Here is a 13,907-nt window from a genome sequence, read left to right as displayed (position 1 = left end):
TATATGTCGGAGCGAGGTTTTTTCCGATCGGTGGTATATGTTACTGTACTTAAGTACAGTAGGTATTTGTACAAGATAAGACTAATCTCACGCTTAACTTATTCAAACTAATAGTTGAACGATTATGGCTGAGCAAATTAGTAGTACAAACAAACCAAACGTTACCGTTGTTCACATCGACGGTAACGTTTTTTTGCGGGATGCAACCGGGAAGTCTGTGCCATTAAAAGAAGGCCAGCTGTTAAATGAAAATGAAATTTTTGTAACCTCTGCTGATGGACGAGTCCAGCTACTTATGCCTAATGGCGAGCTGCTTGAAATTGGCGGTGATCGTACAGTGCAAATTGATGCCCAGATGCTGGGTAGCACCCCAGTAGATGTGGCCTCTGCAGCAATTGCAGATTTAAATGCTTCAACCGATAAAATTGCCACAGCTCTTGCTAATGGCACAGACTTAAGTACTGAATTAGAAGCAACTGCGGCGGGTTTGGCAGGAGCAGCAGGCGCAGAGGATGGGCATTCCTTTGTGCAGTTAGGGCGTATTGTCGAGGGGGTGGATCCACTTTCCTTTGTATTTGGAAGTAATGATCTGAATGAGCAGGATGTCATTGATCAGGGTGCAACGCTTATTCAAACGATACAAGCGGCTGATGACGCAATTAATCTTGATGAAGATGGCTCTGTCACCGTTAATGTGCTTGGCAATGATGTTGGGTCCGGATTAACTGTCGTTAGTGCGACTGCAAATAATGGCAAGGTGCTTATCAATCCCGATGGCTCGCTGACTTATACCCCGAATGCCAACTATAACGGGCCGGATAATATTTTTTACACCGTCAGTAACCCCAATGGCAGTACAAGCAGTGCGGTTGTTAAAGTTAGCATCAACCCTGTAAATGATCTTCCTGTTGTCCCCGATACCAATGGCAATCCTATAAATACACCTGTTGCAATTGCAACTAAAGAAGATACTCCATTTACGGCAAAACTAAATATCACTGACCCAGACGGCGACCCGCTGACCTTTAGCGCAAAAGATCAGCCGGCTCACGGCACCGTTACTGTTAATCCTGACGGTAGTTATGTTTATACGCCTGCCACAGATTACAACGGTAAAGACAGCTTCACCGTGACCGTCGATGACGGCAAAGGTGGCACTACCCTTGTAACCGTTGATGTGACTGTTGATCCGGTCAATGATGCGCCCGTAGGCACAAATCAAACGGTTGTGACACCGGAAGACACCCCTATTAACGGTCAGCTGGTCGCGACAGATAAAGACGGTGATCCGCTGACCTTTAGCGCAAAAGATCAGCCGGCTCACGGCACCGTTACTGTTAATCCTGACGGTAGTTATGTTTATACGCCTGCCACAGATTACAACGGTAAAGACAGCTTCACCGTGACCGTCGATGACGGCAAAGGTGGCACTACCCTTGTAACCGTTGATGTGACTGTTGATCCGGTCAATGATGCGCCCGTAGGCACAAATCAAACGGTTGTGACACCGGAAGACACCCCTATTAACGGTCAGCTGGTCGCGACAGATAAAGACGGTGATCCGCTGACCTTTAGCGCAAAAGATCAGCCGGCTCACGGCACCGTTACTGTTAATCCTGACGGCAGTTATGTTTATACGCCTGCCACAGATTACAACGGTAAAGACAGCTTCACCGTGACCGTCGATGACGGCAAAGGTGGCACTACCCTTGTAACCGTTGATGTGGCTGTTGATCCGGTTAATGATGCGCCCGTAGGTACAAATCAAACGGTTGTGACACCGGAAGACACCCCTATTAACGGTCAGCTGGTCGCGACAGATAAAGACGGCGACCCGCTGACCTTTAGCGCAAAAGATCAGCCGGCTCACGGCACCGTTACTGTTAATCCTGACGGCAGTTATGTTTATACGCCTGCCACAGATTACAACGGTAAAGACAGCTTTACCGTGACTGTTGATGATGGCAAAGGTGGCACTACCCTTGTAACCGTTGATGTGACTGTTGATCCGGTCAATGATGCGCCCGTAGGCACAAATCAAACGGTTGTGACACCGGAAGACACCCCTATTAACGGTCAGCTGGTCGCGACAGATAAAGACGGCGACCCGCTGACCTTTAGCGCAAAAGATCAGCCGACTCACGGTACTGTCACCGTTAACCCTGACGGCAGTTATGTTTATACGCCTGCCACAGATTACAACGGTAAAGACAGCTTCACCGTGACCGTCGATGACGGCAAAGGTGGCACTACCCTTGTAACCATTGATGTGACTGTTGATCCATTGAATGATCCGGCTGTGATCAGCGGCGCAGATCGTGGTGAAGTCACTGAAGATCTGTCGGTGAATGCTGCCCAGCAAATCACGACCGGCGGCAAGCTGGACATTATCGATCCGGACAGTGGCGAAGCCGCCTTCCAAGCTCAGGCCGGTACGGCCGGAACCTACGGCCAGTTCAGCATCGATACCGCAGGGAACTGGACTTACGTTGCTGACAACACCCGTGCGGATATCCAGGCACTGGATGATGGTGAAACCCGTACCGAACACTTCACTGTGCTCAGTGCGGATGGCACAAGCGTTACTGTTACAGTAACTCTGAACGGGACGAACGATCTTCCGGTGGCGACCGCCGCCAGCCTGATTACTAAAGAAGGCGATCCGCTTGCGACCGGTCAGCTGGTTGCAACGGATGCGGACACACAGGATCAGGGTCAGTTGGTCTTTGCCGCCAATACCCCGGCTCCGGTTGCGGGCTTAACAATTAACGCTAACGGCAGCTATAGCTTTGACCCAGGTCATGGCGCTTACGAGCATCTTAAAGCCGGTGAGAAGCTCACTCTGAATGTGCCATATACCGTCACCGATGGCACTGCTACGGTGAACAGCACACTCACGATTGAAATCACCGGCACCAACGACAAACCGGTTGTGAATCCACCGGCAGGCCCACTGGATCCTGCGCTGACTTACGATCCGTCCACCGGCACATACAGTCATAAAGTACCGGAAGACACGGTTGTGACAGGTAAAGTCGTGGGTAGCGATGTGGATGGCGATACCCTGAGCTATGTTCAGGCCACAGGCCCGGCACATGGCACAGTCAGCATTGACATGAACACCGGCGCCTACGTTTACACTCCGGGTAAAGACTATGTTGGTAACGACAGCTTTACGGTGACCGTCTCCGACGGTCAGGGTGGTACAGCTCTGGCCACGGTGAAGATCGAGCTGACACCGGACACGGATCCGGCTGTGATCAGCGGCGCAGATCGTGGTGAAGTCACTGAAGATCTGTCGGTGAATGCTGCCCAGCAAATCACGACTGGCGGCAAGCTGGACATTACCGATCCGGACAGTGGCGAAGCCGTCTTCCAGGCTCAGGCCGGTACGGCCGGAACCTACGGCCAGTTCAGCATCGATACCGCAGGGAACTGGACTTACGTTGCTGACAACACCCGTGCGGATATTCAGGCACTGGATGATGGTGAAACCCGTACCGAACACTTCACTGTGCTCAGTGCGGATGGCACAAGCGTTACTGTTACAGTAACCCTGAACGGGACGAACGATCTTCCGGTGGCGACCGCCGCCAGCCTGATCACTAAAGAAGGCGATCCACTTGCGACCGGTCAGCTGGTTGCAACGGATGCGGACACACAGGATCAGGGTCAGTTGGTCTTTGCCGCCAATACCCCGGCTCCGGTTGCGGGCTTAACAATTAACGCTAACGGCAGCTATAGCTTTGACCCAGGTCATGGCGCTTACGAGCATCTTAAAGCCGGTGAGAAGCTCACTCTGAATGTGCCATATACCGTCACCGATGGCACTGCTACGGTGAACAGCACACTCACGATTGAAATCACCGGCACCAACGACAAACCGGTTGTGAATCCACCGGCAGGCCCACTGGATCCTGCGCTGACTTACGATCCGTCCACCGGCACATACAGTCATAAAGTACCGGAAGACACGGTTGTGACAGGTAAAGTCGTGGGTAGCGATGTGGATGGCGATACCCTGAGCTATGTTCAGGCCACAGGCCCGGCACATGGCACAGTCAGCATTGACATGAACACCGGCGCCTACGTTTACACTCCGGGTAAAGACTATGTTGGTAACGACAGCTTTACGGTGACCGTCTCCGACGGTCAGGGTGGTACAGCTCTGGCCACGGTGAAGATCGAGCTGACACCGGACACGGATCCGGCTGTGATCAGCGGCGCAGATCGTGGTGAAGTCACTGAAGATCTGTCGGTGAATGCTGCCCAGCAAATCACGACTGGCGGCAAGCTGGACATTACCGATCCGGACAGTGGCGAAGCCGTCTTCCAGGCTCAGGCCGGTACGGCCGGAACCTACGGCCAGTTCAGCATCGATACCGCAGGGAACTGGACTTACGTTGCTGACAACACCCGCGCGGATATCCAGGCACTGGATGACGGTGAAACCCGTACCGAACACTTCACTGTGCGCAGTGCGGATGGCACAAGCGTTACCGTTACAGTAACCCTGAACGGGACGAACGATCTTCCGGTGGCGACCGCCGCCAGCCTGATCACTAAAGAAGGCGATCCGCTTGCGACCGGTCAGCTGGTTGCAACGGATGCGGACACACAGGATCAGGGTCAGTTGGTCTTTGCCGCCAATACCCCGGCTCCGGTTGCGGGCTTAACAATTAACGCTAACGGCAGCTATAGCTTTGACCCAGGTCATGGCGCTTACGAGCATCTTAAAGCCGGTGAGAAGCTCACTCTGAATGTGCCATATACCGTCACCGATGGCACTGCTACGGTGAACAGCACACTCACGATTGAAATCACCGGTACCAACGACAAACCGGTTGTGAATCCACCGGCAGGCCCGCTGGATCCTGCGCTGACTTACGATCCGTCCACCGGCACATACAGTCATAAAGTACCGGAAGACACGGTTGTGACAGGTAAAGTCGTGGGTAGCGATGTGGATGGCGATACCCTGAGCTATGTTCAGGCCACAGGCCCGGTACATGGCACAGTCAGCATTGACATGAACACCGGCGCCTACGTTTACACCCCTGGCAAAGACTATGTTGGTAACGACAGCTTTACGGTGACCGTCTCCGACGGTCAGGGTGGTACAGCTCTGGCCACGGTGAAGATCGAGCTGACACCGGACACGGATCCGGCTGTGATCAGCGGCGCAGATCGTGGTGAAGTCACTGAAGATCTGTCGGTGAATGCTGCCCAGCAAATCACGACCGGCGGCAAGCTGGACATTACCGATCCGGACAGTGGCGAAGCCGTCTTCCAGGCTCAGGCCGGTACGGCCGGAACCTACGGCCAGTTCAGCATCGATACCGCAGGGAACTGGACTTACGTTGCTGACAACACCCGTGCGGATATTCAGGCACTGGATGATGGTGAAACCCGTACCGAACACTTCACTGTGCTCAGTGCGGATGGCACAAGCGTTACTGTTACAGTAACCCTGAACGGGACGAACGATCTTCCGGTGGCGACCGCCGCCAGCCTGATCACTAAAGAAGGCGATCCACTTGCGACCGGTCAGCTGGTTGCAACGGATGCGGACACACAGGATCAGGGTCAGTTGGTCTTTGCCGCCAATACCCCGGCTCCGGTTGCGGGCTTAACAATTAACGCTAACGGCAGCTATAGCTTTGACCCAGGTCATGGCGCTTACGAGCATCTTAAAGCCGGTGAGAAGCTCACTCTGAATGTGCCATATACCGTCACCGATGGCACTGCTACGGTGAACAGCACACTCACGATTGAAATCACCGGTACCAACGACAAACCGGTTGTGAATCCACCGGCAGGCCCGCTGGATCCTGCGCTGACTTACGATCCGTCCACCGGCACATACAGTCATAAAGTACCGGAAGACACGGTTGTGACAGGTAAAGTCGTGGGTAGCGATGTGGATGGCGATACCCTGAGCTATGTTCAGGCCACAGGCCCGGTACATGGCACAGTCAGCATTGACATGAACACCGGCGCCTACGTTTACACCCCTGGCAAAGACTATGTTGGTAACGACAGCTTTACGGTGACCGTCTCCGACGGTCAGGGTGGTACAGCTCTGGCCACGGTGAAGATCGAGCTGACACCGGACACGGATCCGGCTGTGATCAGCGGCGCAGATCGTGGTGAAGTCACTGAAGATCTGTCGGTGAATGCTGCCCAGCAAATCACGACCGGCGGCAAGCTGGACATTACCGATCCGGACAGTGGCGAAGCCGTCTTCCAGGCTCAGGCCGGTACGGCCGGAACCTACGGCCAGTTCAGCATCGATACCGCAGGGAACTGGACTTACGTTGCTGACAACACCCGTGCGGATATTCAGGCACTGGATGATGGTGAAACCCGTACCGAACACTTCACTGTGCTCAGTGCGGATGGCACAAGCGTTACTGTTACAGTAACCCTGAACGGGACGAACGATCTTCCGGTGGCGACCGCCGCCAGCCTGATCACTAAAGAAGGCGATCCACTTGCGACCGGTCAGCTGGTTGCAACGGATGCGGACACACAGGATCAGGGTCAGTTGGTCTTTGCCGCCAATACCCCGGCTCCGGTTGCGGGCTTAACAATTAACGCTAACGGCAGCTATAGCTTTGACCCAGGTCATGGCGCTTACGAGCATCTTAAAGCCGGTGAGAAGCTCACTCTGAATGTGCCATATACCGTCACCGATGGCACTGCTACGGTGAACAGCACACTCACGATTGAAATCACCGGCACCAACGACAAACCGGTTGTGAATCCACCGGCAGGCCCACTGGATCCTGCGCTGACTTACGATCCGTCCACCGGCACATACAGTCATAAAGTACCGGAAGACACGGTTGTGACAGGTAAAGTCGTGGGTAGCGATGTGGATGGCGATACCCTGAGCTATGTTCAGGCCACAGGCCCGGCACATGGCACAGTCAGCATTGACATGAACACCGGCGCCTACGTTTACACTCCGGGCAAAGACTACGTTGGTAACGACAGCTTTACGGTGACCGTCTCCGACGGTCAGGGTGGTACCGCACTGGCCACGGTGAAGATCGAGCTGACACCGGACACTGATCCGGCTGTGATCAGCGGCGCAGATCGTGGTGAAGTCACTGAAGATCTGTCGGTGAATGCTGCCCAGCAAATCACGACCGGCGGCAAGCTGGACATTACCGATCCGGACAGTGGCGAAGCCGTCTTCCAGGCTCAGGCCGGTACGGCCGGAACCTACGGCCAGTTCAGCATCGATACCGCAGGGAACTGGACTTACGTTGCTGACAACACCCGTGCGGATATCCAGGCACTGGATGACGGTGAAACCCGTACCGAACACTTCACTGTGCGCAGTGCGGATGGCACAAGCGTTACCGTTACAGTAACCCTGAACGGGACGAACGATCTTCCGGTGGCGACCGCCGCCAGCCTGATCACTAAAGAAGGCGATCCGCTTGCGACCGGTCAGCTGGTTGCAACGGATGCGGACACACAGGATCAGGGTCAGTTGGTCTTTGCCGCCAATACCCCGGCTCCGGTTGCGGGCTTAACAATTAACGCCAACGGCAGCTATAGCTTTGACCCAGGTCATGGCGCTTACGAGCATCTTAAAGCCGGTGAGAAGCTCACTCTGAATGTGCCATATACCGTCACCGATGGCACTGCTACGGTGAACAGCACACTCACGATTGAAATCACCGGCACCAACGACAAACCGGTTGTGAATCCACCGGCAGGCCCACTGGATCCTGCGCTGACTTACGATCCGTCCACCGGCACATACAGTCATAAAGTACCGGAAGACACGGTTGTGACAGGTAAAGTCGTGGGTAGCGATGTGGATGGCGATACCCTGAGCTATGTTCAGGCCACAGGCCCGGTACATGGCACAGTCAGCATTGACATGAACACCGGCGCCTACGTTTACACTCCGGGTAAAGACTATGTTGGTAACGACAGCTTTACGGTGACCGTCTCCGACGGTCAGGGTGGTACAGCACTGGCCACGGTGAAGATCGAGCTGACACCTGTTAATGATCTGCCTGTGTTGGTTGCGGACGTTAAAAACACACTGGAAAACCATCCCGTTTCTGGCAATGTTTTATCGAATGACAGTGACCCTGACGGGGCATTGCATGTCACAACGTTTACTGTGGCTGGAGTGACGGTTAATGCCGGGCAAACAGCAAATATTGTGGGTGTGGGTACTTTCTCCATTGCGGCTAATGGGGATTACATTTTTACACCAGTCGTAAATTACCATGGAGTGGTTCCTCTAGTTACTTACAATGTTGCGGACCCATTGGGTGGCACGGGCAGCAGCACATTAACCTTAAGTATTACGCCTAACCAGCCGCCTATCGTTGGTAATGCAAGGGCTACAGTTTCAGAAGAAGGTTTGTTGGGAGGGATCACTGATGGTGCAGGCTCACCAACAGACACGACGAACAGCACTGTCAGCTCTGGTACGATCGCAATTAGTGATCCCGATAGTCCAAGCTTAACAACGACTCTGATTGCACCGACAGATGTTCTGTCGTCTGGCGGACAGGCACTGGTATGGAGTGGAAGTGGCACGCAGAATCTGGTTGCTAAAGTTGGTAGTACAACCATTGCGACCGTTCACATCGATAATAGCGGCCAGTACTCTGTTACTTTAAGCGGGCCGATTGATCACCCTGTTAACAGTGTTGAGGATGTGAAATCCTTTAATGTTGGCGTTCAGGTTTCCGATGGTCGTTTAAACAGCACCGGTACACTGACGGTGAATGTTGAAGATGATGCTCCTGTTGGGCAAAGTAAGACTGTTAATGTGCAGATTCCTAATGTGGACAGTAATTTAATCCTGACCATTGATGTGTCTGGGAGTATGGCAGAGCCTAGTGGAATTTCGGGTAAAACCAGGTTACAAGTTACGAAAGAGGCGATTACCAAGCTGATTGATGATTATGATGCGCTGGGTGACGTTAAAGTAATGATGGTTACTTTTAGCTCTTCGGCGACTACTCAACAAAGTGGCGGGCAAATCTGGATGAGTGCGGGTGAAGCCAAGGCTATTCTGGCCAATCTCGTTGCCAACGGAGGGACAAATTATGATGTAGCCGTCGGGCAGGTCATGACGAATTACGATAAGGTAGGCAAGATAGCAGGAGCTCAGAATATTGGTTACTTCTTTTCTGATGGTGAGCCTAGTACACCAGCAGTTGGGTTGGATGCCGCTGAGACACTTACCTGGACTAACTTCCTAAATAGTAAAGACATTAATTCTTTGGCTTTAGGTCTGGGCTCTGGTGTAGCAGCGACTCATCTGAATCCGGTTGCTTACAACGGTACGAGTACCGGCTCTGAGGCTAATGCTATTATCGTGACAGATTTGGCGCAATTACCGCCTATCCTGCGTGATACGATCGTTGTCCCTAATTCAGGCGATTTAACAGGGGGTGTTATTTCGGGTGCGTCATCAGGCTTTGGCGCTGATGGCGGACGCATGAACGATATAACCGTAGACGGAGTGAAGTACACCTTTAATGTGGCGACTAATTCAATTGTGACCACTGCTTTGGCTAGTAAATTTACTTTTGATGCGGTGACGCATCAATTAAAAGTAAATACAGCATTGGGTGGGCAATTTGCGATTGATATGGATGATGGCAAATATGCTTACACGCCCCCTATTACTAAAGTATCTGGGTCTAGTGAAAATATTGGCTTCACCTTAATTGATAACGATGGCGATCTGGATACTTCTAATAGCCGTCTTACGATTAATATTGTGCCGCCGGCTCAGGGCAGCACAATACAACTGGCGGCTTCAACTACTGCTATTGCTGATAATACACGTGGCCTGCATGGGGAGTTTTTTGGTTATAACTATGATGCTGATAAGAGTACGGGCATAACATATAACCTTCAAAGCCAGGATAATATAGTTGGCAATTTAGACAATATCAGTGATATCACGGCCGTAATAAATGGCCGTCAAGGTAGTAAAATTGTGGGCACAGGAGTTGAGGCCAGCGCATCGGCTAGCGATGCCACTTTTGTTGCAGATCATGTGAAGTATGGTGTTGCACCAGCGGTTACCGGCAACCTGGGTACTAATAATGCGGTAGTGGCAGGCACGGCAATTACATCGGGTAACCTTTATAATTTCCTTGGTGCAAATAATGTGGTCTCTGATACGGCTGGACTTGCGGCAACCAGTACCTTTGGCAATACCACTGATTCAATTATACGTATGGTGGGAGGCGCTTATTTTGCTGCAGGCACTTACGATATTCGTGTGGTGGCTGATGATGGTTTCCGCATAGCGATTGATGGCAAGTCGGTGTTTGAACATGATGCAAATCAGTCTCCAAGCTCCAGGGTGCAAACGGGAGTGGTTATCAGTGAAGGGATGCATAACCTTGAAGTGCTGTATTGGGAACAGGGTGGTAATGCTGTTCTAAATGTTGAGTTTAAACCATCCGGCGCTGCCGATAGTGCATATGTCACTCTTGGAATTGAGGACATGGCCCTGTTCCATGGAACACAAGTACCTGTGCTGACCGAGCTGCAGGATATTATCGAGGATCCAAACAATAACGGGCATTATCTGGTTCGTAGTGGACAAGAGGTAACAGGAAGCAGTCAGTCTGATACGATTACTGGATCGGCAGGTCGCGATATTATTCATGGCGGTGCTGGCAACGATGTGATTAATGCGGGTGCTGGAGCTGACCGGATTGATGGCGGTGCAGGCAGCGATACCTTAACAGGTGGCCTGGGTGCGGATACTTTCCATTGGACTCTGGCAGATAAGGGGGCTGTGGGAGTGCCTGCGATTGATAAAGTTACTGATTTTTCAACGGTGAGCTACAACGCCGGCGGGGATAGGCTGGATCTGAGAGACTTACTGCAGGGAGAGAATCACAATGTAGGCACGGGTAATCTCACCCAATATCTGCATTTTGAGAAATCAGGCGCAGATACGATCATCCATGTAAGTAGTGCGGGTGCTTACACTGGTTTGTTTAATGCGGGTGCTGATGATCAGCAGGTTATTTTGTCAGGAATTGATTTAACCAGTAATGGGAGCCTGGCGGATACCGCGATTATTCAAGATCTGCTTAATAAGGGTAAGTTGATTACGGATTAAACAAAAAAGGCCAGCAGATGAACCGCTGGCCTTTTTTGTGGTTGATTAATTTAAGGGGCACTGGCAATTGGGCCACTTAAGCCGTTAATTCCCAGTGTTTTAAGCATTTCCCATTCATTCTTAGTTTGCACCCGTTCGGCAATCGTGAGTAGACCATGGCCGGAAGCGATACCGGTAATGGCTTTAACCAGATTCTGATTACCCAGATGTTGATCAATTGCTTGAATAAAACTACCGTCAATTTTAAGGTAATCAAGCTGCAATTCATAAAGCTGAGGAATACTGCCGAAATGGCGGCCAAAGTGTTTAATCCCAATTTTGCAGCCTAATGGGCGTACTTTCTGGGCAAAGTTAGCCAGTGCGGTAATTTCATCTCTAAAACCAAATTCATTCACTTCAAACCACAGGCGACTTGCAGAATGTTTATGTTGTTGCAATATGCTAAGCAGCGATTCAATAAATTGCTCATCTGCAATTGATTTAGCTTCTAAGTTAACCGCCAGTTGAGCTTCGTGTAATTTGAGTTCCGCGCAGGCAAGCCGTACAGATTCCAGGTCCAGAATACTGCTCATGCCCAGTCGGCTAATAAAGGGCATAAATGTGCCTGCTGTAAGTAATTCTTTTGTTTCCGGATGGCGTAGGCGCAGCAATAATTCGCGATGCAATGGTTGGCCATCAATTAAAATTGCCGGAAACGAAGCTAATTCAAAATTATGATTTTTAAATGCTTTTTGAAGCAAAGGTTGCCAGTCCTGCGCGGGTAGGGCCTGATTTGCGCTGGCACTGCTGACATGGCCTGTGCCGTTGGCTCCACTGCTTTCAGCTTGGGCAAGCGCTTGATCTGTACCGGCCAATAATTGGCTGATGCTGTCATTATGTTGATACGTTGCAATGCCAATTGCCGCTAAATCATCCGCATCGGTTAGCTCGTGCTGGCGAAGCTCTGCCAAGCCCTGGTGAAGTTCTTTCGCTAAATCGAGGCCTTGTTGGCGATCTAAACCGGGAGCCAGCAACGCAAAATCTGCGCCATTTAGGCGGGCAACCAAGCGATCCGGTTCTTGGCCTGTTAAAGAAGCTAATTGCCCTGCTGCCATTTGCAAAAATTGATCTGCTCTTTCCCGCCCTAAACGCCGGTTTACTTCTGCCAGATTATGCAGGCGCATAATGAGTAAAATTCCGTTTGGTGCTGCCTCGTCATCTTCTAGGGCTTGAGATAAACGTCCCATAAAAAAATTGCGGTTAGGTAATTGGGTAAGGGCATCCCTATTGGCTTCGCTACGCAGAGCATCAATGCGGGCAGCTTGCTCGGAAAACATAGTCTTAACGCGGCTAACCATGGTATTCATGGCGTTTACAACACTTTTTAATTCTTTATAGCGTGGCTCTGGAATAGTAATAAAACGGCGTTCACTAATTGCTTCAGCCTGCTCTACCATTTGAGTGATGGGTTTTTTTACCCAGTTCAGCAATAGTTGTAAGCCCGCACCACAGACCAAGCCTGCACCAATAATCCAGACAAACAGGCGCATTGCTCCTTCCCATAAGGCCTGATAAGCAAAGCGTGAGTGCGCGACGACGGTGACCGTGCCAGCCTGCTTCCAGCCATCGCTAACCTGGGCTTTACCAAAGGCAATTTGTAGGGAGAATGTCTGCACAAACCAATTAGGTACCCCATCGGCTTTATCGTTATTTTTGCGCTCGACCAGTGTTTTTCCATGGTTGTCGCTAAACCGGATTAATTCAAAGTGCCCGGTATCAAATAAGGCGGATACATTGAGCTCAATAGTGGCCGGATCTTTGCTTTGCTGTGACATTGACAGTGCTAAAGACGACGCATTATCATTACTTTGAGTAAATAGCTGTTGCTCTAAATAACCGCGAGCGGTGTAAACGCTTACAATAAAGCTTCCGATAAAGGCCACCAGGGTAGCCAGAATAATCATCATCCAGAGCTGGCGAAAGAGTGACATGGTATTTCCTTGCTAGAGCTGGGCATTTATTCAGACTTTCAACGCCCATTGAATTAAATAAGTTTGCACTTTATCGGGTCACACAACACTAAGTGCTCAATCTGTTTCATATCCTTCTGCTTTCATTTTGGTAATTAAATCTTTCCAGCGGGATAATTTATCAACCGGGCCAGTTGGCTGGGCTGCTGCTCCTGTAAAAATGCCATCACTATTAAAGCTAAATACAGGTGTTAAATCAGGGCGGCGGGAAGCCGGGCGGATATCGTTAAGTAAATTATCCAGAACTAAAGGTTCTGCATCCGCACTTGAGTAGTAAGTTAAGACCATATGTGCTTGGCTGACATTACTTGAACTACCACCGATTTTAGCTTTAACATAAGTAAGTCGGAGTTTTTCTTTGGCAACTCCTAGTTCTTTTAGGCTGAAATATTTAATAATTGCGAAATCCTCGCAATCTCCCGCGCCTTTACCTATGGTTTCTAGCGGGGTGGCCCAATAGTCGGGGGCATTCCATGTGCTGGGGTCATCGCTAAACTGAACCCGACGATTAAAAAAATCATTAATGCGTTTTAGTTTGTCGGCTTCAGAGGCATTGCGTGCTTCAGTAATAAGGACTTGCCAGTCACTAAATAAACGAACAGGTATTTGTCCCCAGCGCTGTACCAGTGATTTTTGTAAGCGATCAAAATCAAGGTTAGAGGCCGCATGCAATACGAAAGACAGTAGGGCTAAAAGCCATACTGTTTTTATATGTAAGTGATGGGAGGTGCGTTGTGGCATCAGTCTGGATGGTTTTAAAAGCT

General features: G+C 50.9%; 3 protein-coding genes. 1 reads left to right on the top strand and 2 read right to left on the bottom strand.

The features are described 5' to 3' along the window. The first annotated feature begins 124 nt into the window (after positions 1-124). Positions 125-11,134, top strand: a complete 11,010-nt coding sequence (locus tag EJO50_RS12785; protein ID WP_125974746.1) for a retention module-containing protein — start codon at positions 125-127, stop codon at positions 11,132-11,134. Between the two features lie 50 nt (positions 11,135-11,184). On the opposite strand, the gene EJO50_RS12780 is transcribed toward EJO50_RS12785, so the two are convergent. Both EJO50_RS12780 and EJO50_RS12775 read right to left on the bottom strand, forming a co-directional pair. Then, positions 11,185-13,104 carry a bifunctional diguanylate cyclase/phosphodiesterase gene (locus tag EJO50_RS12780; RefSeq protein WP_125974744.1) on the bottom strand — a complete coding sequence of 640 codons (1,920 nt, stop codon included), beginning with the start codon at positions 13,102-13,104 and terminating at the stop codon, positions 11,185-11,187. Between the two features lie 96 nt (positions 13,105-13,200). Next, a complete protein-coding gene (locus tag EJO50_RS12775; protein WP_125974742.1) occupies positions 13,201-13,884 on the bottom strand; it encodes a transglutaminase-like cysteine peptidase in 684 nt (227 codons plus the stop codon). Positions 13,885-13,907: the final 23 nt, after the last annotated feature.

This window comes from Iodobacter ciconiae (assembly GCF_003952345.1).
Taxonomy (GTDB): Bacteria; Pseudomonadota; Gammaproteobacteria; order Burkholderiales; family Chitinibacteraceae; genus Iodobacter; species Iodobacter ciconiae.
Note: the sequence above shows the minus strand (reverse complement) of the source record. Positions and strands in the feature narration are given on the sequence as shown.